Origin of the sequence: Epilithonimonas zeae (assembly GCF_900141765.1) — a bacterium.
Classification (GTDB): domain Bacteria; phylum Bacteroidota; class Bacteroidia; order Flavobacteriales; family Weeksellaceae; genus Epilithonimonas; species Epilithonimonas zeae.
On record NZ_FSRK01000003.1, the window covers coordinates 257,646 to 280,836 of the forward strand.

The following is a 23,191-nucleotide window of genomic DNA, read 5'->3' on the forward strand; positions in this document are numbered from 1 at the left end:
ATGAAAAAATTATTATTTATAGATAGAGACGGCACTTTGGTTCTTGAGCCAGAAGACTATCAAGTTGATTCTTTTCAAAAACTAAAATTCTATCCGCAAGTTTTCACTTATCTTTCAAAAATTGCCAAAGAACTGGATTACGAATTGGTAATTGTGACGAATCAGGATGGTTTGGGAACAGATTCTCATCCCGAAGAAAACTTTTGGACGATTCAGAATTTCATTATCGAAACATTTGAAAGTCAAGACATCAAGTTCGAAGATATTTTCATTGATAAAACATTCGCCAAAGACAATGCGTCAACCAGAAAACCTAACACCGGACTTTTGACCAAATATTTTAATAAAGAAATTTACGACCTAGAAAACTCCTTCGTCATCGGCGACAGAATTACCGATGTGAAGTTGGCAAAAAACCTCAATTCAAAAGCAATTTTTATTAATACTAATGAGAATCTTGGTGCCGATGAGATTTTAGAGAACGATGATTTAGAAAACGTAATTGGTTTAAAAACTACTTCCTGGAAAGAAATATACGAATTCCTAAAACTCGAAAACAGAACTTCCGAAATTATCAGAAATACCAACGAAACCAAAATCAAAATCAACCTAAACCTCGATGGAACCGGAAAATCCAACATCGAAACAGGAATTCCGTTTTTCAATCATATGCTCGACCAGATTGCGAAACACGGTCAAATGGATTTGGAAATTAACGTCGATGGCGATTTGGAAGTGGACGAACATCACACGATTGAAGACACCGGAATTGCCCTCGGAGAAGCTTTTTATCAAGCTTTAGGAAACAAATTGGGAATCGAACGTTATGCTTTTGTTTTGCCTATGGACGATTGTCTGGCACAGGTTGCATTGGATTTTGGAGGACGAAATTGGATTGTTTGGGAAGCCGATTTCAAACGTGAAATGATTGGGAAAATGCCCACCGAAATGTTCTTTCATTTCTTCAAATCCTTCTCCGATTCGGCCAGAGCAAACCTCAATATCAAAGCGGAAGGCAACAATGAGCATCACAAGATAGAATCGATTTTCAAGGCGTTCGCAAAATGTCTGAAGTTCGCTGTAAAACGAGATTCGGAAAAAATGATTTTACCATCTACAAAAGGAACGCTTTAATTGTTAATTATAATGATGAATTATTAATTATGAAAACAGTGATTATAGATTACAAGGCTGGAAATGTGCAAAGTCTGCTGTTTGCAATTGAAAGATTAGGATTTTCGGCGAAACTCACGAGTAATCCAGATGAAATTTCCAGTGCGGACAAAGTCATTTTTCCGGGTGTTGGCGAAGCGTCTTTTGCGATGAATTCTTTGCGGGAAACTCAGCTCGACTTGCTAATTCCGAAACTGAAACAACCACTTTTAGGAATTTGTCTCGGGATGCAATTGCTTTGCAAAGATTCGGAAGAAGGCGATACGAAAGCTTTGGGAATTTTCGACGTTTCAGTTACAAAATTTCCGGATTCGGTTTTGGCTCCGCAGATTGGCTGGAATCAGATTTACGATTTGAAATCGGATTTGTTCAAAGGAATTCAGGAGCAGACCTATACGTATCTTGTTCACAGTTACTATGTTGCGAAAAACAAAAACACGATTGCGACCACAGATTATTCCGAAGCTTACAGTACTGCTTTGCAGGAAGACAACTTTTTCGGCGTTCAGTTTCATCCTGAGAAAAGTGGAATTTTAGGAAGCAAAATATTAGATAACTTTTTAAAATTATGACTATTTCAACCACAAAAGATACAAAAGGAAAGATTGAAAAATAATGCTTTTCAAAAGAGAACAAAATTTCACGTATGCCTTTTTTGAACTTTTGAATGACTAAAAAAGTAAAAATCTTTGTGACTTTTGTGGTTAGAATTTTATAAAAAATCAAAATAGAAAATGAAAATCATCCCAGCAATAGACATCATCAACGGAGAGTGCGTTCGGCTTTCCAAAGGCGATTACAGTCAGAAAACGATTTATAGTTCCAATGTGTTGGACGTTGCCAAAAACTTTGAAGCCAACGGAATCGAGTTTCTGCATTTGGTAGATTTGGATGGTGCAAAACAAAATCAAATCATCAATTATAAAATCTTAGAACAGATTGCCAATGAAACCAATCTAATCATCGATTTCGGTGGTGGTTTAAAATCTGAAAAAGATATTAAAATCGCTTTTGAAAGTGGTGCAAAGCAAGTGACCTTGGGAAGTATTGCTGTCAAAAATCCTGAATTATTTTTAAAATCTTTAGAAAAATATGGTGCAGAAAAAATTATTTTGGGAGCAGATGCAAGGAAAGAAAAAATTGCAGTTTCTGGTTGGTTAGAAGAAAGCGAAACCAATATTTATGATTTCATCAAAGAAAAAATGGAATCTGGAATCCAATATGTTATCTCGACAGACATCGATAAAGACGGAATGTTGGAAGGTCCTTCTTTCGAATTGTATCAAAAAATAATTTCTCAAAACCCTGAAATCAAATTGATTGCTTCGGGTGGAATTACTTCTACTAATGATTTAGTTCAATTAAAATCATTAGGTTGCGAAGGCGCAATCATCGGGAAAGCTTTGTATGAAAACAGAATTACGTTCAACGATTTAAAACCATTTCTCTAATGTTAGCAAAAAGAATCATTCCGTGTCTTGACATCAAGAACGGAGAAACAGTAAAAGGCGTTAATTTTTTGGATTTGAAAGAAGTCGGAAATCCTGTGGAAATGGCCATCAAATATTCTCATCAAGGCGCAGATGAATTGGTTTTTTTGGATATTTCTGCAACCGAAGAACGTCGAAAAACGTTGATTCCGTTGGTGAGAGATATTGCGAAACACATCAATATTCCGTTTACGGTTGGAGGCGGAATCAATGCTTTGGAAAATGTGGAAGAACTTTTGAAAAATGGTGCGGACAAAATTACAATCAATTCGGCAGCGTTGTCCAATCCAAATTTGATTACCGAAGTTGCCAAACGCTTTGGTTCACAATGTATGGTTTTGGCAATCGACACCAAATTTGTAGAAAATCAACACAAAGTTTTCAGCAACGGCGGGAAAATAGGGACTGATAAAGAATTGTTTTCTTGGGCAAAAGAAGTGGAAAATCTTGGCGCCGGCGAAATCCTCTTAACCTCTATGAATACAGACGGAACAAAATCCGGATTCGCTATCGACATTACCCAACAGCTTTCGGAATTGGTGAATATTCCTGTAATTGCTTCGGGTGGTGCTGGAACGATGCAACATTTTGAAGACATTTTCACAGAAACCAAAGCAACTGGAGCTCTAGCGGCGAGTATTTTTCATTTCAATGAAATCGGAATTCCGGAACTTAAAAATTATTTAAAATCTAAAAATCTACCCATACGATGACTATAAAATTTGACAACAATACAGGCTTGGTTCCCGTCATCATTCAGGATTATCTCAATCTGAAAGTTCTGATGCTCGGTTATATGAATCAGGAAGCTCTCGACAAAACTCTGCTGGAAAAGAAAGTCACATTTTTCTCCCGTTCCAAAAACAGACTTTGGACAAAAGGTGAAACTTCTGGAAACTTTCTTGAATTAGTTGATTGGAAAATCGATTGTGACCAAGATACGATTTTGATTAAAGCAAAACCTTTCGGACCAACTTGTCACAACGGAACAACGACTTGCTTTGCAGAAGAAACCGACAAGGGGTTTCTGTACGAACTGCAGCAAACTATTTCTAAAAAAATAGATAATGACGATTCGAAATCGTACACCAATGAACTTTACAAAAGAGGCATCAACAAAGTGGCTCAAAAAGTGGGTGAAGAAGCTGTAGAACTCGTCATAGAAGCCAAAGACAACAACGATGAACTTTTCCTTAATGAAGCTTCGGATTTACTTTATCACTATTTGATTTTGCTGAAGGCTAAAGGTTTTACGATTGAAGATGTTGAGAAAGTTTTAAAATCCAGAAGTAAATAAAAAAATCCAGCCGTTGCTGGATTTTCTTTAGGTTGAATTTTCTGATTTGAATTAATTCTCATCAATAAATTTCAATATTTTTTCTGCTGTTTCGGTTTGTCCTTTTTCGCTGGCGAGATAATTTCTTTCGTTTGGATTATTCATAAAACCTAATTCCAATAGGATTGTTGGCGTTTTAGATTCTCTCAGAATGTGCAGATTTCCAGTTCTGATTTTAGAATTTTGAAACTTTTCGGAAAACTTGGTTGCCAACTTTTTTGAAACTTCATTGTCTTGAGGAAAAACTTCCACTCCTTTACTATCTGTGGTTTCTCTTGGCGAATTGTTGATGTGCAGAGAAATTGCATAATCGGGCTTCAATTCATTGATTTTTCCCGTTCTGTCGGTCAATTTTGGGAAGCTGTCATCGTCTCTTGTCAATACAATTTCGAGATTTTGATTTTGATTTAAGGCTTTTATTTTCTTGGCAATGTTGAGGACAACTACTTTTTTTCTCTTGAAATGTTGAAAGACAGCAAAACTCCAAGCGCAACTACGCTGATAATTCTCAATAGATTCCTCATAATTAATTGTTTTGATTGTTATTAATAAAACAAATAACGAAAAATTTAACCAAAATTTGAGTTAAAGCTTTTATAAAAAATGTTAAGACTTAAGGCGCCAATCTGGAGATTTTCCAATCAAAATCTTTTGTCAACGAGTAAATAATCCTATCGTGAAGACGGTTTGGACGACCTTGCCAAAATTCTATTTCGTAAGGTTTTGCGATGTAGCCACCCCAGTTTTCGGGTCTTGGAACTTCTTTGTTTTCAAATTCTTTTTCGAGGTCTTTCAATTTATTTTCTAGGAAATTTCGGTTGGGAATTTCCTGACTTTGAGGTGAAACTGCAGCGCCTAACTGGCTTCCTTTTGGTCTCGAATGAAAATAGCCGTCGCTAAGATTTTCTGCAATTCGCTCAATATTGGCTTTGATGATGATTTGTCTTTCCAGACTTGGCCAGAAAAAGCTGAGACAAGCCTTTTGTGTTCTCTCAAGCGATTTTCCTTTTCGGCTGTCGTAATTGGTGTAAAAAACAAAGCCTTCCCAATTGTACGATTTTAGCAAAACCATTCTAGTTCTGGGGCATCCGTCTTCTTCGACGGTGGAAATTGCCATTGCATTAGCTTCGGAAACTTGTGGATTTTCTTCGGCATCCAGAAACCAGTTGCGGAATTGTTCGATGGGGTTTTCTTTGATCGCGGTTTCGATGAGTTGGGATTTATCGTAAACTTTTCTTTTATCGTGGAGGTTTTCGTTGTTCATTTTATGATTGAGATATTTTAATATTGAATCTTTTAAACGCAAAGTTCGCAAAGATTTTTGATTTTAGGAGCCGCAAAGACGCTTCGCTCATCAATGAAAAACTAAATTAAATGTTGACGTTGGATTCTTTGACAAATTTTTCTTTTTTGCGAAGCGCGCCCCGACTTGAACGGAGCTCATTTTTTGTGGATGGAAAAGCGATGGCAAAATAGAGGGAGTGGAAGGCGGAAATAGGCGCCCAAAATATTCAATCCAACATAATTTTAACTTAATTTTCGCTCTAATTACTTTTTCAAAAAAATATTTTTTTATAGATTTGATAGATGAATTACTCGTACAAAGGTAAAATTTTAATCTCAACGCCTGATATTTCCGGCGATATATTTTCGCGTTCTGTGGTGCTGATTATTGAGCATAACGAGAATGGTGCTTTTGGGCTGATTTTGAACAAAAAGAACAAAAATATGAGTTCCCGTCTGCTGAATATTTTCGGATTTCCAGTGGATTTGTATGAAGGCGGACCGGTGGAAAATGATAAGGCTTATTTTATCTTGAAAGGTCAAAAAATTACAGCGCAATTTTCGAAAATCAATGATGACTTCTACATTACGGAAGATATTGATTCTGTAGTTTCGTCAATTGTTGATGGTTCTACAAATATTGAAGATATCAAAGTTTTTTCGGGATACTCTGGTTGGTCTCCATTGCAATTGGAAGGCGAAATCCAACGTAAGATGTGGACGATTGTAGATGTTTACAATTTGGATTATACACTTCCGAATGACCAGAATCTATGGAAAAATATTATGCAAAATCTGGGTGGCGAATTTTTGCTTTGGGCTAATGCGCCGGAGGATGTGAGTCTGAATTAAAAAACAGGCTGTTGAGCCTGTTTCGTTTATAAACTATTGAAGTAAGTAATAATTTTTTTAAGATCTTCTTCTTTGGAAAAATTAAGTTTGTTGTCTTTTATAAACTTATCAAATTCGGTTTTATTTAGAGAAAAATCATTTATGAATTCCTTCTGATTTTTTGGCAGTTTAGAAAAAGTATTATCTTTTTTAATCAAGTACACATCTTTTTCTTTTGCATAATAATCATTGGCGTCTTTGCTATATGCATTGGGACTTTTTTCTCCTTTTAAAAGTTCAACTTTCTCTTTTTTAAACAATGAATATTTTGGATTATCAACCAATAGCACTAAATATCCAAATCTGTTTTTGTTATCGTATGAATAATTAAGGCATTGATAAGTTTTTTTGAGCGCAGGAAAATCGATTTTCAAACCTTCTTCTTTATTGGTAAAATAAATGTCTTCGCCTTCTTTGAATTCCATTTCATCATCGTAGGCATTATATCTCAGGTTTTGTACATTTTTGCTATAACCTTCTATGATTACTTTAGTAAAATCATTGCCATTGATATATGGCGTTCCATCTATTATTTTTTCTTTTGTAGAAGGCCTGTTACCTCTCATAAAAAAGTTACCCGTTGAAAAAGATATATTTTCATTTCCAGCCTGAGCAAATATTGTATCTGCTATTAATAAAAAAACTATTAAAATAAATTTATTCATTGTTTTAGTTTTTAAAATTTTAAAATTAGAAAGCCACTAATAGTGGCTTTCTTGTTGAAAAAATTTGATGTGATATATTAATTACTATTATCATATCCTGGGTTAGGTAGAACAGGAGTTCCTGCAATATCGGTCTCTGTTCTTGGTATTGGGAATGCATTTAAGTTTTGATCAGCAGGTGCTGCAGCTGGTCTCGGAATTGCATCTCCCCATCTTCTAAGATCCCATTGACGAAGACCTTCACCAAGAAGTTCTTTCATTCTTTCTGCCTTAAGTAATGCCATATCTACTGTTGTTGCTTCAGTTAAACCTCTATTAGTAATAATCTGGTTATAATATGTAAGAGCTTTCGCTGGATCACCTCCATTTAATTCGGCTTCAACGCCATTTAACAGAATTTCTTCATAACGTAAAATTTTAATATTATCAGCTCCTACAGTATTAGTATATTTACCTGTACCGTTATTATTTGAAAGATACCTGACTGCATTTGCTCCTGTACCAGCGACTGTGATTAAGTTTCTTCTAATATCATTTGTAGCATATGAGTTGTATGCTGCGGCCGAAACAACAATATTGCCATAACCCAAAGAGTTCAATCTTTGTCTATAAGACCCTGTAGAGAGCGAAGAATTAATTCCCACTGCCAATTCAAAAACGGAGTTAGGAGCTGCTCCATTCATTAAAAACTGGAAAGAAGTCTGATGTAATCCAGCTGCAATAACACTATACTTCCCTATCAAATCATTAGTTAAAGATCTTACTTTTGCATAATCACCTTTATAAAGATAAAACCTTGACATCATACCTTTAAGGGCATTAATGGTTAGATCTGATTTAGTATTTGAATACATTGTACCTGCAGTCATTAATTGAAGAGCTTTTGTAAAATCTGCATCAATTTGCGCTTCTGTTTGTGCAATGGTAGCCCTTGGCATCAAAGCTTTTGGATCATATTTCAATGGTAATACAATTCCCAATGTACCATTTGGGATATATTTTTGTCCATAAAGTCTGAAAGCATCAAAGAAAGCAATTGCTCTCAATCCGTAAGCTTGACCTTGCGCAAATGTTGCTGTAGCTTTATCAGCTGATGTTCCTTCAATTCCATTAAGGTCAGAATTGATAACAATATTAGACTTACCAACTACTTCATAGATTCTGTTATATGTATCCCTTGCGTAAAGATCATTTGACACCTGCGTATAATTATAAACGTTTGTATAATATCCACCTTGCAATGTGCTATACATCTCGTCTGATCTAATTTCTGCATAAGCTAAAAAATCAGCTCCATAGTATTGCGTATTGCGCATAGAAACATATGCTCCTCTTACAAAGGATTGCATTTCTTGAGTTGTTTTTAGAGGAGCTTGTTCTACTTCCTGGTAAAACTCTCTTTCTACAAAATCATCAGAACAAGATATAGTTAAAGATCCAATAAGAACCGCAAGAATCCCTGTTTTTATTATATTATTCATCTTATTTAATTTATTCATTTAAAAACTTAGATTAACACCAAATAGGTAAGACTTTAGGATTGGTAGTGCGAGATTTGTGTAACCAGACACGTTAACCTCAGGATCAAATTTAAGTCTATCATCAAACCTATGAGTCCAAGCATTATTCGCCATTACATATATTTGTACGGAGTTAAGACCACTTCCATTAAGAATATCGCCAGTAAAAGTATATCCAAATCTTGCATTACTTAATCTTATAAAGTCTGAATCATACAAGAACCTTGTTGAAGCTGCATTTGATCTTTTATTACCACCAGATAATGGTTTAGGATTGTTGGCACTTGTATTAGTAGGAGTCCAATAATCACCCATAACATCACCGTAACCTGGATAAGTAGCTGTATATTGACCATCGCTCCAAGTATATGAAGCCCAGTCGTCATAAATTTTTCCACCAAATCCATAAGTGAATTGAAGATCCAAACCAAAACCTTTATAAGACAAACTTGTATTGGCTCCTCCAAAAAGTGTGCTCAAGAACGATCCTTGTGTTGCTTGTTGAGCTTTATTGTAATCGTTTGTTGTCTCACCACCAACACCATTGACATACCATAATGGATCTCCGTTTGCAGCATCTACACCAGCCCATTTTCTAAGATAAAACGTACGAACGCCCTCTCCTTCTCTCAAAGTAGTTGTTCCCGTATTTACAGTTCCTCCGTATAATTCGGTTATCTCATTATGCAGTGTTGACAAGTTACCGCCAATACTCCAATTAAAATCTCCTTTGAAAATATCAGCATTAATGGAGAATTCAAATCCTCTATTAACTAACGTACCAATATTATCAACCATAACTCCGTAAGTATACACTCCTGTCGTTTCATTATAAATTACACCACCTTGAGAAGGAGAAAGTGGTACATTATAAATCAAATCATTGGTTTTCTTACTATAATATTCTGCGCTTATCTTAATTCTATCATTGAATAATCCTAAATCAAAACCGATGTTTAAAGGATTTACAGTTTCCCAAGATAAGTTTGGATTATCGATGTTATAGTACTGCGCACCAGCAAAATCATTATAATTCAAATTATAAGCAAACAATGCGTATGGATTAGCTGTAATCTGGTTACCCAGTTTTCCATAAGATCCTCTAAATTTCAACATTGATATCGCATCAATTTCTTTTAAGAAATTAATTCTTGCCAAATCAACACCTACACCTACAGACCAAAAATCACCAGCTTTTTTACCTGGCATAAACTGTGATAACACATCTCTTCTGTATGATCCATCAATCAACACCAATTTATCATAATCATAATGTGCTGTGACTGCATAACCATATCTAGAATTAATAAATTGTCTACCTGCGTATCCATAAGGTACAACAAAGTTAGAAAGTGTTTCTAAAGAAGGATTCCCTACTGTAATACCTGTTGCCGATAAGAATTTCCTATCAGATTTGTATGCTTCTTGAATGAAGGATGCTCCGATATTATGTCGGTCAATTTTTTTAGAATAATCTAAGATATTCTGAACATTAAAGTTAAAAAACCTATTAACAGATGTTCTCTGATATCCTCCATACCCAAACCCATCTCCATGGATTGGATTCCAATATCTATCTTCTTCAACACTTATATATTCCGGAGAGAATACAAATCTATAAGTTAGGTTATTTAAAATTTTGTATTCTGCATTCAAGTTGGCAAAAGCTCTTAATGCTCCTGCTTGTTCATAATTTTTTTCTAGTAAATATCCTGGATTAAATTGATTATTACTCAATCTTGCAGTAGCAGGGTTCCAATACCAAGATCCATCAGGATTTCTTGCCTGATCAGTCGGTCTATTAAAATACTGGGCTAAAATTGGATTTGCAAAACCGCCACCTTCTGGCAATGTTCTAGTTTTTCCATGTGAAATCTGAAAATCTGAACTAATTTTTAGTTTTTCAGTAGCCTGATAAGATAATTTAGTTGTATATGATAGCCTTTTAAAGAATGAGTTTCTAATAATACTATTCTGATCAAACATATTGGCAGACGCATAATAAGTAAATTTATCATTACCTCCTGACATGCTGAGATCTGCATTTTGCTGATAACCATCTTTCCTTACAACATCTTGCCAATCTGTGCTGTAAGGAGATTTCATAATATTTGCAAAAGTAGCATTTCCTATTGTTCCATTTGCATTCGCAATATCTTCTATGCTGTGATTTGTATTAAGCGTATTATTTAGAAGATCTCTTAAATATTCTTTATATTCTTGACCGGTAAAAGCTCTATGATTACTTACTGCTTGTTGATTGAATCCAGTATTGTAAGACAAATTAAATCTTGGTTTACCTCTTTTACCAGACTTAGTAGTAATGACGATAACTCCAGCTCCAGCATCTGCACCATACACTGCCGTTGAAACAGCATCTTTAAGTACAGTTACGCTTTCAATATCATCTGGGTTCATATTTGCTAAGATGTTAGCGGTAGTGTTAGCGGTAGTTAAATCACCACTTGCAACTCTTACTCCATCAACAATATAAATAGGTGAGGTAACCCCATTAATAGAAGATACACCACGAACTCTAACATTAGCAAAACCTCCTGGCTGACCAGATGCTGCTCCAACCTGGACACCTGAAACTCTTCCTTGAAGCATTTTATCAACAGAAGCAACAGGGATGTCTTCTATTGACTTTCCTGTCATCGTACTTATTGATCCTGTAACTTCTTGAACGGTTTTTTTCTGACCGAATCCAACGATAACAACTTCGTCTATGTTAGCTGTGTTAACAGTATCAGTTTTCTGAGCTAATAAAGCTTGTCCTGTAAAAAACAAAACTCCTGCACTCAGAATTTTAAGTTTAACATTCATAAAATTTCTTATTTAAAATTAACAACTATTGGCAAAAATGTTAATTTTATTTTAAGAAAATTCATTTCTAATTACATTTTAATAAGATTTTAATCTCAATTTAATGTAGATTAAATTATATGTTAAAATTAGATAGGGATTTGTTCTTCAAAAACGATTGTTCCGTTTTCTGTGTAATAGGTGCAGGTTTTGGCATCGATATCGACAATCCATTTGTAAATTCCGCTGTCGGCACAATCTTTACAAAACTGGAAAAAGTCTGTTGCGCCTTGCTGATGATTTCGTAGATCAGATAAGAATTTCTCCGGATTTGGGATTCCATAGATTAACAATGGTGCGTATTGTTGTGGCGCAGAAACTTTGTAACCATCGCTTCCTAAATAATTAGTAGAACCATCTTCCACGAAGGTTTCTAAGCTTTTAACGCCCAATTCTCTAATTATTTTTGCAAATTGTGGGAATCCTTTTCCACTCTCCACTTTGGAATGCGCTTCTTGAATTTGTTGTAGTGTGAACATCATTGTAAGTTTTTCTGTGTTTTTATTTTCTTAGTTAGTTCTCTAACTTCTTTGATCAATAGATGAAAAGCTGGTTGAGACATACTCACGTGGTCGAATCCATCTTCCTCAAATAATTTTACGGAAGGATGTTTTACGAGATTCAACATTCTTGCAAAATACGCGTTTTCTTCATATCGTCCGAACAATTCTAATTCTCTGTCGCCTGTAATCAAAACAATGGGCGGCGCATCTTTTCGTACGTGGAATAGTGGTGCATATTGATCAATTGTCGGTTGTAATTCAGGGATTTCTTGTTCTTTTCTGATTTGAAAATGTGTGATAGCTTGTCCGCTGAACGGAATCAGTCCTGCAATCTGGTCTGCATCAATTTTATATTTCTGAAGATATTTTTTGTCCAGCGTGATCATCATTGCCAGATAACCACCCGCCGAATGTCCAGACTCGAAAATCAGATTTTTATTTCCTCCGTATTTTTCGATATTTTCGAAAACCCAGGCCGTTGCTGCAGCGGCATCTTCTATATAAGCTGGCGCTTTTACTTTGGGAGCCAAACGATATTCTACACTTACAACAGCGATATTCTCGTTCAGTAATTCTTTTGGCAACTCATTATTTCCACCAGTTAATCCGCCACCGTGGAACCAAATAACAGTCGGGAAATTCTTGGCATTGGTTGGATAATAGAAATTCAGTTTGCATTGAGAATTGATGTAAAAATCACTTTTTATAATATTCTCAGGATAATAAGAGATATTGTTTTCTGTTTCATATTCTGTTTGAGCAAAACTGAGTGCAAAAACTAAAATTAAAATAAGGCTGATTGGTTTTCTGAACATAATTACTTTTTATAAAAATTTGACTTCGACATTTCCGGATTGATGATAGAAAAATCCATCGCTGTCGTATTCGATATTCGTGAGACCTTCTAAAACGTCGTAGACCATTTTCTGTAAAACACCGTCGCCGATTCCGTGGATAATCAACAGATTTTTGATATGATTTTTTCTACAGAAATCAATGGTTTCCAAAAGCTTTTCTTTCTGAATCATTAATCTTTCAAAAGCTTCATAATCCGAAGGATTTTTGACTAATAATTCAAAATGTAAGTCGAGTTTCAGAGGTGTTTTGTTATGCTTTTTCGAGGTAATTTTTGGAGTTTCTTTTTTCCTGATAATTGGAGAGTTTTCGTACAAATCTGAATCAATGATTGTTAATTTATCTTTCGGGAAATTATAAGTAAAGCCGTGTTCATCTTCAATTTTTACCTGATTGGCAATAATCTTCAGAACCTTACCTCTAAGATTTTCATCAATGACAGAAACTAAATCTCCAATTTTCATTTCAAAATTATTTAGCGCCTAATTCTATGATTTCCAAATCTTTGATTTCATCTTTATTGATTGTAAAACGCATCATCGTTCTCACTTTGTGCCAGCCCGTTTTTCCGCAAGCACCCGGATTAAGATGAAGAAGATTATTCTTTTTATCAAACATTGCTTTCAGAATATGAGAATGTCCGGAAATGAATAATTTCGGTTTTTTTTCAGCAATTTCTTTCTTGGCTAAAGGCGAATATCGTTCCGGATAACCACCTATATGAATCATCAAAACATCAACATCTTCACATTTGAAACTCAAAACTTCTGGAAAAATCGTTCTGATTTTAGCTTCATCAATATTACCATATACGCCACGAATTGGTTTTATTTTTTCGAGTTCCTCAATCACATTCATATTACCAAAATCTCCGCAATGCCAAACTTCATCAGCATCTTTAGCATAATCGAGAATCCTGTCATCGATGTAAGAATGCGTGTCTGATAAAAGAAGAATACGTTTCATTTTGAAATTGAAATTAAAAGTTAAAGCTGAAAAGAAATTCCATATTTTGAAAAATACCAAATTGCTCCTGCAAGCGATATTCCCAATAATAGTAAAATTATGAGAATCCAAAACGCAAAAGTCCTGATTCCCTTTTTATATAGAATCACGAATGTGAGTTGCAAACCAATGAAAAGAATCAGCAATACAATAATGTTGACCAAAATTTGTGTTTGCGACAACCCTTGACTGAAAAGAAAAACTGAAACCAACACAAATATAATGACCATCAGTTTTATAAATTCGGCAGGATTGGAAAGTTTATTTGTTTTGATAGGTTTCATTTTTCAGGATTTTTCGAATCACGAAATTACGAATTACTATTTGTTTAGCGCAAAGGCACAAAAAAAACTAAAATCGATATGTTTATAAGTCGCAAAAGCAAATTTTGCGACTTAAAGAATTTATTTTTATTCTTAAACATTTGCGTCTTTGCGATTAAAATATAAGTTGCTTTAATAATTGAAAAAAAAAGAAGAAATTTGCCCTTGAGATGAGGTATTTTATAGAGTTTTCTTACAACGGTTCGGCATATTTTGGTTATCAGATTCAGCCTAAACAGATTTCTGTTCAGGAAGAATTGGAAAAAGCTTTGTCCACGATTCTTCGTGAACCCATCAAAACAACCGGAGCAGGAAGAACAGACACGGGCGTTCACGCTAAGAAAATGTTTGCGCATTTTGAAACTGAACAAAACCTTGATGAAAACTTAGTTCATAAACTCAATTCTTTTTTGTCAGAAAATATCGCTATTAAACAAATTTTTGAGGTTGCTGATGATATGCACGCGAGATTCAGTGCAACTTATAGAACTTATGAATATTATATTTCGCTGGAAAAAGACCCTTTTTCCAAAGATGCTTCCTGGCAATATTGGCGTCAAAAACCGTTGAATCTCGACCTGATGAATGAAGCCTGCAAAATCCTTTTCGAATATGATGATTTTACAAGTTTTGCCAAACTCCACACCGATAACAAAACCAATATCTGTAAAATCTATAAAGCCGAATGGGAGCAAAATGGAACCCAATTGAAATTCACAATTTCTGCAGACCGATTCCTGAGAAATATGGTAAGAGCGATTGTCGGAACAATGGTTGAAGTCGGAACTGGAAAAATTGTTCCAGGCGATTTGAGAAAAATAATCGAGGACAAATTCCGGAATTCTGCTGGAGTTTCCGCGCCTGCACAAGGACTTTTTCTGGTAGATGTTGGCTATGATTTTTAGTGTTTGAGAATCAAAGAGTTTTAGAGTTTTTTTATTGAGAAGTGATATTATTTTCATATTTTTAACTAATTGACTTTAAAACAACTAACTCTTTAAAATCTTAAACTAATGACCGAAATAGACAAACTCGCATTTGCATTGAATCAATTTGCCGGACTTTCCGAAGATGATTTCAAATTATCTTCCGATTTTTGGTTTGTGAAGGATTACAAAAAAGGTGAATTCTATAATCTTCGAGGAACGGTTTGTACTTATTTCGGATTTATTGTTGACGGCGTTTTCCGTTCTTATACGATTGACGAAAAAGCGGGCGAAGAAAAGAACGTTTTTCTCTATTCTGCGAACGGATTTGTGGTTTCTTTCAAGAGTTTTATCAATCAGATTCCCTGTGATTATTTTACGCAGGCGATGACAGACGCTTCGATTATTTATATTCGTTATACGGATTTGCTTTCGTTGTATCAAAAGTCGCATCAATGGGAAAAATTTGGACGATTGTTAGCTCAGGAAGCTTTCAATGTGACAATGACAAGAATCGAAGGTTTTCTTTTGAAATCTCCCGAAGAACGTTATCTCGACCTCATTAAGCAACATCCGGATATTTTTAACAATGTTCCGCTTTATCATATTTCGTCTTATTTGGGAATTCAAGGACCGTCTCTTAGCCGGATTAGGAAAAGGCTTTCGGGGAAATAATTTAATTTTTAGGGCAGCTTTATCCGCCTTCCGCTCCCGCTTTTTTCTTTTTTGAGAAAAAAAGAAAAAGAGCTCCGTTCAAGTCGGGCTGCAGAGTTCAATACAAATCAAAAGTCAGCATAAAAACCCAAGTTTGTTATTCAATAGGAAACCTAATGAAGTGGTTCGACGAAGTCAGTCTCAATGGTTTAGATTCCTACGGAATGACAAATACTATGTTTCAATTTCTGAAAATACAATTCATAAATATTTATTTTTCAAAATGATGCGATTTTAACTTGGGTTAAAGTTTTCCTCATTCAATCTTCTGAACTTTGTCTCATAATTTAAACATCAAAATATTATGCAAACAAAAACTATCGTATTGATTCACGGATTATTCGTCAACAATACAAGCTGGAAAGAATGGAAAACTTATTTCGAAAACCAAGGTTACACCGTTCACACACCTTCCAATCCTGGACACGCAGGAAATCCTGTCGAATTGAAAAGAAACATTCCTTCTGAACTAAGAACTGTAAGCTTCGAACAAACTTTGAATAACCTTGTAAGATTCATTGACACGCTTCCAGAAAAACCGATCGTTGTAGGACATTCTTTCGGTGGATTATTGGTTCAAAAACTAATTGAATTAAACAAAGCTGTTGCCGGAGTGAGCATAGACGGCGCTCCTCCAAAAAATGTAATGGCGCCTTTGTCAACGATAAAAATTGTTTGGCCGGTTTTCAATTTCTTTAAAGGAAACAACCCATATCTTGGAACAAAAGATTGGTATCATCGTGCGTTTTTCAATAACTATTCCCGAGAAGAAAGCGATAAATTGTACGAAACAGTCGCTGCTCCGGAAAGCAGAAGATTAGCGAGAGACCCGCTTTTGAAATCGATTGGTAATGTTGATTTTAAGAAAGCCCACAATCCGCTATTGTTCATCGGAGGTGCTAATGACGCTATTTTTCCGGCTGACTTTACTGCAAAAATTGCCAATTCTTACAAAGACAAAAACAGTATTCTAGATTTGAAAATCTTTGAAGGGAGAAGTCATTTTATCTGTGGTGAAAAAGGCTGGGAAGAAGTTGCCGAATATGTTTTGAATTGGATTAAGAAACAATAAATCTTATTCATTTTGTCTATTAATAAATTTAGTTAATGGTCGGCGTTTCAATTTTTAAAGTCTTATTTTTGCAAAGATTTTTTCGATACTGAAAAAAATCTCCGGAATTCTAAGAATAAAAATGAAGCAACAAAATACTTGGGACATTGTCAAGCGATTATTTTTAATCGGAATGAAATTTAGGTCGTGGTTTATTTTCACACTGATCATTTCAATTTTTCTCGCCATTGTTTCCACTTACAGACCGATTCTTACCAAAAATGTAGTCGATATAGACATTGTTCAGCTGAAAGATAAAGCAAAGCTGATGAAGCACATCTATCTGCTGATTGGATTGGTAATTGCGGAGACGATTCTTAACTTTTTCTTGGTTTATTTCTCGAATTTCATTTCACAGAATGTGATTAGAGACATCAGAGAAAGACTTTATCACAAACTCATCTATTTCCGAACTGCATTTTTTGACAAAACCCCAATTGGGAGTTTGGTAACGAGAGCTGTTGGTGACGTAGAAACAATTGCGACAGTTTATACAGATGGATTTTTGATGGTTTTCGGGGATATCCTGAGAATTGTGATGGTTCTATTTGCGATGTTTCAGGTGGATACACATCTGAGTATGATTTCGTTAGCGATTCTTCCGCTGATGGTCATCATTACAAGAGCTTTCCAAAAAAGACTGAAGGTTGCATTTGGTTCGGAAAGAAGCTGGACATCAACACAAAACAGTTTTGTTCAGGAGCGTTTGGCGGGAATGTCATTGATTCAGGTTTTTAATAGAGAAGAAGCAGAATTTTCAAAATTCGATAAAATCAATATCGAGCTGAAAAAAGCATTGCTAAGAACAGTTTTTATCTTCTCATTGTTCTTTCCGGTTGTTGAATTGATTTCGTCACTTTTTATTGGATTTATTCTATTTTATGGAGGTTTCATTAAATCTACGCCGGGCGTTATTATTGCTTTTATTCAGTTCATCAATATGCTGATTCGTCCGCTGAGACAGATTGCGGATAGATTCAATAATATTCAGAGAGGAATTGTTGGTGCGGAAAGAGTTCTTGGTGTAATGGACGAAGACCAAGCGATGCCGAATAACGGAACAATTGCCAAAGACCATTTTGACGGAAAAATTGAGTTTGAGAATGTTCATTTTGCTTACGATGATAAACAGGAAGTTTTGAAAGGCATTGATTTCAAAGTGAATCCTGGTGAAACTGTTGCCATTGTTGGTGCAACCGGAGCAGGAAAATCAACGATTATCAGCCTAATTACAAGATTATATGATATCAATTCCGGAAAAATAATGTTAGATGATGTGGATATCAGAGATTATGAGCTGTATAATTTGAGAAGTCATATTGGTGTTGTTCTTCAGGACGTTTTCCTTTTCCACGGCAGTATTTTTGAAAACCTGACTTTGGGCGATGAAGATATCACACTCGAAAATATCAAAAAAGCGGCGAGAGAAATTGAGGTTGATGAGTTTATAGAAAGATTACCAAACGGTTATGATTATGTGGTGAGCGAAAGAGGTTCTTCTATTTCTCTTGGACAAAGACAATTATTATCATTTTTGAGAGCTTATCTTTCTGACCCGAAAATCCTGATTCTTGACGAAGCGACTTCATCTATCGACCACGAAAGTGAGAAATTAATACAAAGAGCGACTGAAAAAATCACGAAAAACAGGACTTCAATCATCATTGCACACAGACTTTCTACAATAGAAAAAGCAGACAAAATCATCGTAATGGACCACGGACTGATTGTGGAAGAAGGAACGCATCAGGAACTTCTGGCTAAGAATGGCTATTATTCTGTTCTTTATAAGGCTCAGGTTGTGAGTGAGGATGGAGAGAAGACGATTTAACAGAACATTTTTATTATGAGTTTACAACAGAATTCGAATGATAACTTAATTTCGGCAAAAGGATTATTTTTTTGTAAATGTTGCGGATATAATACTTTGTCTGAATTTCCGAATGGAACTTTTGAAATCTGTGAAATTTGTTTTTGGGAAGACGATATTATTCAATCTCATAATCCGAATTATGAAGGAGGCCCAAATCGAGTTTCATTGAATCAAGCAAAAGAAAATTTTGAGAAATTTGGTGCTTGTGAAGAAAGTATGATTAAGAATGTTAGGCAACCAAATATTGATGATGTAAGAATTTTATGATTTTCCTTAATCCTTAATAACTTTATACCTGAAACTTATTAATCCTGAAGTCAATATCAGACAAACAATAATGATAATTTTGAGGCTTTTAATCCATAAACAAAGGTCTCTCCCTGTAATGACAGAAATGCAGTCTTTTGGATTTTCGGTTTCGTACTTCAAACTGACTTGAGTATTGATAACGCCGAAAACGGATACCAAAATAACCAAAATCAGAACACTGATGATGGTATTATACACCGTCCTTCTCATAGTTTATTTGGTTAGTTTTTAGTTTACAAGTTTTAGTTTTAAAGCATTTTTAAAGTTTTAAAATTTCCCACGCCTTTTCGACTTCATTATTTTTTAAAAACTTTTGTGCAGATAAATGTACATCTTTTTCTGAAGAAAATTGACCTTGCAGTAAAATTTCTACATTTGCCAACATCCCAAGGTCATTGCCTGTAAAAACATCACTTTGTTTGATTTCGTCAGGAAGTTGGTCGTAACCGATTCCTTTCGTGACCAAAGGTTTAGGAACTTCGAAGATGTTATTTTCGTTATTTCTGGAATAGAAATTACTTCCCAGCCTCGCTACCAAATCCAATTGTTTCTGGTCAAGATTTCCGGCTTTATCCAGATATTTTTCATTGATATGAATTTTCACAATTTCTGCAATCACCAAATTTCCCGAACCACCAAGATCTCCAAGTGATTTGATTTCTAAAACTTTACATTCGAAATTAACTGGTGATTCTGCGATCAAAGGTGGTTTTACCAAATCTGCTGGCTTCATCGTCAATCCTGATTTGAGGAATTCGTTTATGCCATCTTCATATTCTGTACTAGCCAAAGAAACCTGTTGAACCATATCGAAATTCACATTTCCAATAACCAATTCCGGAACTTCTTTCAGATTTTCCAACGTATGCTTTGTCGTATTATCACGAACTCTTCTGGAAGGCGAAATAATCACAATCGGCGGAACTGTGCTGAACATATTGAAAAAACTAAAAGGCGAAAGATTGATTTCTCCTTTTTCGTTGATTGTACTTGCCAGAGCAATTGGACGTGGCGCAATTGCAGTTTGCATAACTTGTTGTAACTGAACAGCGGAAATATCGGAAGGAATGATGGTTTTCATTAAGTATTATTTTTCAAATTTTTTAATTGACACAATTTCTCTTTGCTTATCAATACTCAACTCAAAAATTTGTTTTGAATTTGCCTTTAATTCATTCATCAGGAAACGTTTATCAGATTCATCCGTCGAATTTATTTCTTTGAATTTTGTAGATGTATAATGTAATTTGTTCGCCAATTTTAAGCTGTAAGTTTTATTCGAAATACACTTAACATCCACTAAATTTTCACAAGATTCATTTCCTGTTGAATCTGTTACAGAAGCAATCGCAATTTCAATCTCAGCACAATTGTAATTTATAAATCCTTGATTATCTCTAATTTCAAAAACTGGATTGGTAATGTTAATTATTGAATCCGACGTGTCTTTTGCTACACAAATACAATCACTAATTCCTTCGTGAGCTTTTTTACAACCGAATAAAAAGATGACAACAAATAAACAAATAGAAACTTTCATTAAATTTAAATTGCCGGCAATATTTTCCCAGAAACTTCCCCAAAACCAACTCGAATTCCGTCTTTTTCCGACCAAGCTTTCATAATAACAGTATCGCCGTCTTCTATGAATTTTCTTTCGATTCCGTTTTTGAGTTGCAAAGGCTTTGTTCCTCTCCAAGTCAATTCTAACATAGAACCGTAAGATTTTTCATTTTCTCCGGAAATAGTTCCACTGGCATAAACATCGCCAACTTCAACATTACAGCCATTCACCGTGTGATGCGCCAATTGCTGGAACATATTCCAATACATAAACTTGTAATTGCTCTGAGAAATAAGATTTTCCTCAGAATTTTCCGGCTTCAAATAAACTTCAAGATTGATATCGTAATTTTTATCACCCTCGAATTTTAAATAATCTAAAACTTCCGGTTCTTGTTTCGGAGATTCGGTTTTGAATGGTTGTAAAGCTTCTAAAGTCACAATCCAGGGTGAAATAGACGAACCAAAATTCTTTCCTAAAAATGGTCCCAACGGAACATATTCCCAACTTTGGATATCTCTCGCAGACCAATCATTAAAAATCATCATTCCGAAAATTGCATCTTCTGCTTCCGAAATAGAAATCCTTTCTCCCAAATCTGTATTTTTATTGACAACAAAAGCCATTTCTAATTCGAAATCGAGTTGTTTCGATGCACTGAAAATTGGTTTATCTGAATCAGCAGGTTTAATCTGTCCACAAGGTCTTGTAATATCGATTCCTGATAAAACAATGGACGAAGCGCGACCGTGATAACCAACCGGCAAATGTTTCCAGTTGGGCAACAACGCATTCGCAGGGTCACGAAACATCATTCCTACATTGGTTGCGTGCTGGATGCTACTGTAAAAATCTGTATAATTCGGGATGTGCAAAGGCATCATCATCTGAATCTCATCCAAGTTATAAAAACATTCTTCCAAAGCTCTTTCGTCTTTCGACAGCAAAGAATCTTCTAACAGCAATTGCTGAATTCTTTCGCGAACTTTATTCGTAACTGGTTTTCCTAATTCTATAAATTCGTTGATCGTGTAACCTTCGAAAACATTTTCTTCGAAATCTTTGATATCTTCAAAATAGCCAAGGTCGAATAAAGTTGCCAGATCAATGATGATATCGCCAATTCTTGTGGCACAGGCAATAAATTCTTTGTTGAAAACACAAACTCCAAACGGAATATTATGAATTGAAAAATCAGAATCTGAAGGATAATTGATGAAGGATTTCATTTTTTGAATTTAGAATTAGATTAAAAAATTAAAGCATTAAAAATAATGCTTTAATTGTAAAAATATAAGAAAATAATTTGGGTTTAAAGATTTCCGCGTCTCTCCTGCTCTCTTTCCAAAGCTTCGAAAAGTGCCTTGAAATTTCCAGCTCCGAAACTCTGAGCACCGTGTCTCTCGATGATTTCGTAGAACAAAGTTGGTCTGTCTTCGACGGGTTTTGTGAAAATCTGAAGCAAGTAACCTTCCTCATCACAATCCACCAGAATACCAAGATTTTGGAGTTTTTTGATATCTTCATCAATAGCTCCTACTCTTTCAGGAATCATCTCGTAATAGGCTTCTGGTGGTGGAGAAAGAAATTCTACACCTCTATTTTTAAGTTCTGTAACAGTTTTTACAATATCTTTGGTAGCAACTGCAATATGCTGAACACCTTCGCCTTCATAGAAATCCAGGTATTCTTCTACCTGAGATTTTTTCTGACCTTCAGCTGGTTCGTTGATTGGGAATTTAGCAAAACCATTTCCGTTGGACATTACTTTTGACATCAACGCAGAATATTCGGTATTGATTTGTTTATCATCAAATGAAAGAATATTCACAAATCCCATTACTTTTTCGTACCACTCAACTGTCGGAATCATTCTGTCCCAACCGACATTTCCTACACAATGGTCAACATATAATAATCCAACGTCAGAAGGATTATAATCGCTTTCCCATTTTTCGTAGCCCGGCATAAAAGCACCTGTATAATTTTTGCGTTCTATGAACATATGCACGGTTTCACCGTAAGTATAAACACCCGACATTTTCACTTCTCCAAATTCATCCGTCAAAGTTTTTGGTTCTAGGTAAGGTTTTCCGCCACGTTTAGTCGTTTCTTCAAAAGCTTTGTAAGCATCATCTACCCAAAGTGCCAGAATCTTAACCCCGTCACCGTGTTTTTTCTGATGTTCACAAATTGGAGAATCTGACCTAAGACCAGACGTTAAAACCAATCTGATTTTTCCTTGTTGAAGAACATAAGACGCTCTATCTCTGACTCCAGTTTCCGGGCCAGCATAAGCGACAGACTGAAATCCAAACGCTGTTTTGTAAAAATGAGCGGCTTGCTTGGCATTTCCTACATAAAACTCTATAAAATCGGTTCCGTTGATTGGGAGAAAATTCTCGGCTTGTGCGATTTTCTCGGCAAAAGTGAGTGTTGACATTTTACTTTTTACTTTTATATCTAATGATGCCAAGATAAGCATTTTCCTGAAATAAACTAACAGTTGTTAGTTTTAGTTTGTTCTATAAAAAGTGTTAAGCTAAACATCTTAAAAACACTCAATATTTTAATGCAAAATAATCTTTCATATTAAAATTATGAGATATTATAATTACAAATAATTAAATTTAATTATTCATAAAAATACAAAAGCCAATAAAAATTATGAATTACATAATATGTAATTTTAAGTACACTTAAGTTTAACTAAAATATAATTCAATTATTAAATTTGTCTATGAGTTAGTATTCTAGAAACACGAGTGTAAGATTGAGCCGTCC

26 protein-coding genes are annotated in these 23,191 nt (G+C 35.0%); 11 read left to right on the forward strand and 15 right to left on the reverse strand.

Annotated features, from left to right (window positions below; genetic code table 11):
• The 5 genes from hisB (at nucleotide 1) to hisIE (ending at nucleotide 3,960) form a co-directional block, all read left to right on the forward strand.
• The gene (hisB, locus tag BUR19_RS17410; RefSeq protein WP_074236794.1) at nucleotides 1-1,134 is read left to right on the forward strand and encodes a bifunctional histidinol-phosphatase/imidazoleglycerol-phosphate dehydratase HisB; all 1,134 of its coding nucleotides are present in this window, start codon (nucleotides 1-3) and stop codon (nucleotides 1,132-1,134) included.
• Nucleotides 1,135-1,163: 29 nt separating this feature from the next.
• Nucleotides 1,164-1,745 carry an imidazole glycerol phosphate synthase subunit HisH gene (hisH, locus tag BUR19_RS17415; protein ID WP_074237035.1) on the forward strand — a complete coding sequence of 194 codons (582 nt, stop codon included), beginning with the start codon at nucleotides 1,164-1,166 and terminating at the stop codon, nucleotides 1,743-1,745.
• Nucleotides 1,746-1,907: 162 nt separating this feature from the next.
• On the forward strand, nucleotides 1,908-2,624 hold the full coding sequence (gene hisA / locus BUR19_RS17420; protein ID WP_074236795.1) for a 1-(5-phosphoribosyl)-5-[(5-phosphoribosylamino)methylideneamino]imidazole-4-carboxamide isomerase: 717 nt from the start codon (nucleotides 1,908-1,910) through the stop codon (nucleotides 2,622-2,624).
• The gene (hisF, locus tag BUR19_RS17425) at nucleotides 2,624-3,376 is read left to right on the forward strand and encodes an imidazole glycerol phosphate synthase subunit HisF (protein WP_074236796.1); all 753 of its coding nucleotides are present in this window, start codon (nucleotides 2,624-2,626) and stop codon (nucleotides 3,374-3,376) included. The genes hisA and hisF overlap by 1 nt, the downstream gene beginning before the upstream one ends.
• Complete coding sequence (gene hisIE / locus BUR19_RS17430) at nucleotides 3,373-3,960, forward strand: bifunctional phosphoribosyl-AMP cyclohydrolase/phosphoribosyl-ATP diphosphatase HisIE (RefSeq protein ID WP_074236797.1); 588 nt, start codon at nucleotides 3,373-3,375, stop codon at nucleotides 3,958-3,960. Before hisF ends, hisIE begins: the two co-directional genes overlap by 4 nt.
• A gap of 51 nt (nucleotides 3,961-4,011) precedes the next feature.
• Here the strand turns inward: hisIE and BUR19_RS17435 are convergent, their stop codons facing one another.
• A complete protein-coding gene (locus tag BUR19_RS17435; protein ID WP_083600818.1) occupies nucleotides 4,012-4,545 on the reverse strand; it encodes an N-acetylmuramoyl-L-alanine amidase family protein in 534 nt (177 codons plus the stop codon).
• Between the two features lie 67 nt (nucleotides 4,546-4,612).
• Nucleotides 4,613-5,263, reverse strand: a complete 651-nt coding sequence (gene pdxH / locus BUR19_RS17440; RefSeq protein WP_074237036.1) for a pyridoxamine 5'-phosphate oxidase — start codon at nucleotides 5,261-5,263, stop codon at nucleotides 4,613-4,615.
• 323 nt (nucleotides 5,264-5,586) lie between these two features.
• On the opposite strand from pdxH, the gene BUR19_RS17445 reads away from it, so the two are divergent.
• Nucleotides 5,587-6,135 (forward strand): YqgE/AlgH family protein, encoded by a 549-nt coding sequence (locus BUR19_RS17445; protein WP_074236799.1) that lies wholly within the window; start codon nucleotides 5,587-5,589, stop codon nucleotides 6,133-6,135.
• Nucleotides 6,136-6,161: 26 nt separating this feature from the next.
• Here BUR19_RS17445 and BUR19_RS17450 read toward each other — a convergent pair whose 3' ends face one another.
• The 8 genes from BUR19_RS17450 to BUR19_RS17485 form a co-directional block, all read right to left on the reverse strand.
• A complete protein-coding gene (locus tag BUR19_RS17450; protein WP_074236800.1) occupies nucleotides 6,162-6,839 on the reverse strand; it encodes a hypothetical protein in 678 nt (225 codons plus the stop codon).
• A 77-nt stretch (nucleotides 6,840-6,916) separates the two neighbouring features.
• Entirely contained in the window at nucleotides 6,917-8,338 is a 1,422-nt protein-coding gene (locus BUR19_RS17455; RefSeq protein ID WP_317041457.1) for a RagB/SusD family nutrient uptake outer membrane protein, read from the reverse strand.
• Nucleotides 8,339-11,185, reverse strand: coding sequence for a SusC/RagA family TonB-linked outer membrane protein (locus BUR19_RS17460; RefSeq protein ID WP_074236801.1), 2,847 nt, complete (start codon nucleotides 11,183-11,185; stop codon nucleotides 8,339-8,341).
• A 128-nt stretch (nucleotides 11,186-11,313) separates the two neighbouring features.
• Nucleotides 11,314-11,706 carry a DUF1398 domain-containing protein gene (locus tag BUR19_RS17465; RefSeq protein ID WP_245799103.1) on the reverse strand — a complete coding sequence of 131 codons (393 nt, stop codon included), beginning with the start codon at nucleotides 11,704-11,706 and terminating at the stop codon, nucleotides 11,314-11,316.
• On the reverse strand, nucleotides 11,703-12,542 hold the full coding sequence (locus BUR19_RS18865) for an alpha/beta hydrolase (protein ID WP_074236803.1): 840 nt from the start codon (nucleotides 12,540-12,542) through the stop codon (nucleotides 11,703-11,705). The genes BUR19_RS17465 and BUR19_RS18865 overlap by 4 nt, the downstream gene beginning before the upstream one ends.
• 9 nt (nucleotides 12,543-12,551) lie before the next feature.
• On the reverse strand, nucleotides 12,552-13,046 hold the full coding sequence (locus BUR19_RS18870; RefSeq protein ID WP_074236804.1) for a Smr/MutS family protein: 495 nt from the start codon (nucleotides 13,044-13,046) through the stop codon (nucleotides 12,552-12,554).
• Between the two features lie 7 nt (nucleotides 13,047-13,053).
• Nucleotides 13,054-13,548, reverse strand: coding sequence for a metallophosphoesterase family protein (locus BUR19_RS17480; protein ID WP_074237038.1), 495 nt, complete (start codon nucleotides 13,546-13,548; stop codon nucleotides 13,054-13,056).
• 20 nt (nucleotides 13,549-13,568) lie between these two features.
• Entirely contained in the window at nucleotides 13,569-13,871 is a 303-nt protein-coding gene (locus tag BUR19_RS17485; protein WP_074236805.1) for a hypothetical protein, read from the reverse strand.
• 209 nt (nucleotides 13,872-14,080) lie between these two features.
• Between BUR19_RS17485 and truA the strand changes: the two genes are divergently transcribed.
• The 5 genes from truA (at nucleotide 14,081) to BUR19_RS17510 (ending at nucleotide 18,801) form a co-directional block, all read left to right on the forward strand.
• Entirely contained in the window at nucleotides 14,081-14,815 is a 735-nt protein-coding gene (truA, locus tag BUR19_RS17490; protein WP_074236806.1) for a tRNA pseudouridine(38-40) synthase TruA, read from the forward strand.
• Nucleotides 14,816-14,923: 108 nt separating this feature from the next.
• Nucleotides 14,924-15,511 (forward strand): Crp/Fnr family transcriptional regulator, encoded by a 588-nt coding sequence (locus tag BUR19_RS17495; RefSeq protein ID WP_074236807.1) that lies wholly within the window; start codon nucleotides 14,924-14,926, stop codon nucleotides 15,509-15,511.
• 343 nt (nucleotides 15,512-15,854) lie between these two features.
• Nucleotides 15,855-16,622, forward strand: a complete 768-nt coding sequence (locus BUR19_RS17500) for an alpha/beta hydrolase (RefSeq protein WP_074236808.1) — start codon at nucleotides 15,855-15,857, stop codon at nucleotides 16,620-16,622.
• Nucleotides 16,623-16,743: 121 nt separating this feature from the next.
• Complete coding sequence (locus tag BUR19_RS17505) at nucleotides 16,744-18,492, forward strand: ABC transporter ATP-binding protein (RefSeq protein WP_074236809.1); 1,749 nt, start codon at nucleotides 16,744-16,746, stop codon at nucleotides 18,490-18,492.
• Between the two features lie 15 nt (nucleotides 18,493-18,507).
• Nucleotides 18,508-18,801 carry a CPCC family cysteine-rich protein gene (locus BUR19_RS17510; RefSeq protein WP_074236810.1) on the forward strand — a complete coding sequence of 98 codons (294 nt, stop codon included), beginning with the start codon at nucleotides 18,508-18,510 and terminating at the stop codon, nucleotides 18,799-18,801.
• A 6-nt stretch (nucleotides 18,802-18,807) separates the two neighbouring features.
• Here the strand turns inward: BUR19_RS17510 and BUR19_RS17515 are convergent, their stop codons facing one another.
• The 5 genes from BUR19_RS17515 to hppD form a co-directional block, all read right to left on the reverse strand.
• Nucleotides 18,808-19,053 (reverse strand): hypothetical protein, encoded by a 246-nt coding sequence (locus BUR19_RS17515; protein WP_074236811.1) that lies wholly within the window; start codon nucleotides 19,051-19,053, stop codon nucleotides 18,808-18,810.
• Nucleotides 19,054-19,102: 49 nt separating this feature from the next.
• Nucleotides 19,103-19,924 (reverse strand): flavin reductase family protein, encoded by an 822-nt coding sequence (locus tag BUR19_RS17520; protein WP_074236812.1) that lies wholly within the window; start codon nucleotides 19,922-19,924, stop codon nucleotides 19,103-19,105.
• A gap of 6 nt (nucleotides 19,925-19,930) precedes the next feature.
• A complete protein-coding gene (locus BUR19_RS17525; protein ID WP_074236813.1) occupies nucleotides 19,931-20,383 on the reverse strand; it encodes a hypothetical protein in 453 nt (150 codons plus the stop codon).
• Nucleotides 20,384-20,388: 5 nt separating this feature from the next.
• Nucleotides 20,389-21,636 carry a fumarylacetoacetase gene (fahA, locus tag BUR19_RS17530; protein ID WP_074236814.1) on the reverse strand — a complete coding sequence of 416 codons (1,248 nt, stop codon included), beginning with the start codon at nucleotides 21,634-21,636 and terminating at the stop codon, nucleotides 20,389-20,391.
• An 83-nt stretch (nucleotides 21,637-21,719) separates the two neighbouring features.
• A complete protein-coding gene (gene hppD / locus BUR19_RS17535; RefSeq protein ID WP_074236815.1) occupies nucleotides 21,720-22,850 on the reverse strand; it encodes a 4-hydroxyphenylpyruvate dioxygenase in 1,131 nt (376 codons plus the stop codon).
• Nucleotides 22,851-23,191: the final 341 nt, after the last annotated feature.

Coding starts and splice junctions, on each gene's coding strand:
- hisB (WP_074236794.1), top strand. CDS start 1: ATGAAAAAATTATTATTTATAGATAGAGACGGCACTTTGGTTCTTGAG.
- hisH (WP_074237035.1), top strand. CDS start 1,164: ATGAAAACAGTGATTATAGATTACAAGGCTGGAAATGTGCAAAGTCTG.
- hisA (WP_074236795.1), top strand. CDS start 1,908: ATGAAAATCATCCCAGCAATAGACATCATCAACGGAGAGTGCGTTCGG.
- hisF (WP_074236796.1), top strand. CDS start 2,624: ATGTTAGCAAAAAGAATCATTCCGTGTCTTGACATCAAGAACGGAGAA.
- hisIE (WP_074236797.1), top strand. CDS start 3,373: ATGACTATAAAATTTGACAACAATACAGGCTTGGTTCCCGTCATCATT.
- pdxH (WP_074237036.1), bottom strand. CDS start 5,263: ATGAACAACGAAAACCTCCACGATAAAAGAAAAGTTTACGATAAATCC.
- BUR19_RS17445 (WP_074236799.1), top strand. CDS start 5,587: ATGAATTACTCGTACAAAGGTAAAATTTTAATCTCAACGCCTGATATT.
- BUR19_RS17450 (WP_074236800.1), bottom strand. CDS start 6,839: ATGAATAAATTTATTTTAATAGTTTTTTTATTAATAGCAGATACAATA.
- BUR19_RS17455 (WP_317041457.1), bottom strand. CDS start 8,338: ATGAATAAATTAAATAAGATGAATAATATAATAAAAACAGGGATTCTT.
- BUR19_RS17460 (WP_074236801.1), bottom strand. CDS start 11,185: ATGAATGTTAAACTTAAAATTCTGAGTGCAGGAGTTTTGTTTTTTACA.
- BUR19_RS17465 (WP_245799103.1), bottom strand. CDS start 11,706: ATGATGTTCACACTACAACAAATTCAAGAAGCGCATTCCAAAGTGGAG.
- BUR19_RS18865 (WP_074236803.1), bottom strand. CDS start 12,542: ATGTTCAGAAAACCAATCAGCCTTATTTTAATTTTAGTTTTTGCACTC.
- BUR19_RS18870 (WP_074236804.1), bottom strand. CDS start 13,046: ATGAAAATTGGAGATTTAGTTTCTGTCATTGATGAAAATCTTAGAGGT.
- BUR19_RS17480 (WP_074237038.1), bottom strand. CDS start 13,548: ATGAAACGTATTCTTCTTTTATCAGACACGCATTCTTACATCGATGAC.
- BUR19_RS17485 (WP_074236805.1), bottom strand. CDS start 13,871: ATGAAACCTATCAAAACAAATAAACTTTCCAATCCTGCCGAATTTATA.
- truA (WP_074236806.1), top strand. CDS start 14,081: ATGAGGTATTTTATAGAGTTTTCTTACAACGGTTCGGCATATTTTGGT.
- BUR19_RS17495 (WP_074236807.1), top strand. CDS start 14,924: ATGACCGAAATAGACAAACTCGCATTTGCATTGAATCAATTTGCCGGA.
- BUR19_RS17500 (WP_074236808.1), top strand. CDS start 15,855: ATGCAAACAAAAACTATCGTATTGATTCACGGATTATTCGTCAACAAT.
- BUR19_RS17505 (WP_074236809.1), top strand. CDS start 16,744: ATGAAGCAACAAAATACTTGGGACATTGTCAAGCGATTATTTTTAATC.
- BUR19_RS17510 (WP_074236810.1), top strand. CDS start 18,508: ATGAGTTTACAACAGAATTCGAATGATAACTTAATTTCGGCAAAAGGA.
- BUR19_RS17515 (WP_074236811.1), bottom strand. CDS start 19,053: ATGAGAAGGACGGTGTATAATACCATCATCAGTGTTCTGATTTTGGTT.
- BUR19_RS17520 (WP_074236812.1), bottom strand. CDS start 19,924: ATGAAAACCATCATTCCTTCCGATATTTCCGCTGTTCAGTTACAACAA.
- BUR19_RS17525 (WP_074236813.1), bottom strand. CDS start 20,383: ATGAAAGTTTCTATTTGTTTATTTGTTGTCATCTTTTTATTCGGTTGT.
- fahA (WP_074236814.1), bottom strand. CDS start 21,636: ATGAAATCCTTCATCAATTATCCTTCAGATTCTGATTTTTCAATTCAT.
- hppD (WP_074236815.1), bottom strand. CDS start 22,850: ATGTCAACACTCACTTTTGCCGAGAAAATCGCACAAGCCGAGAATTTT.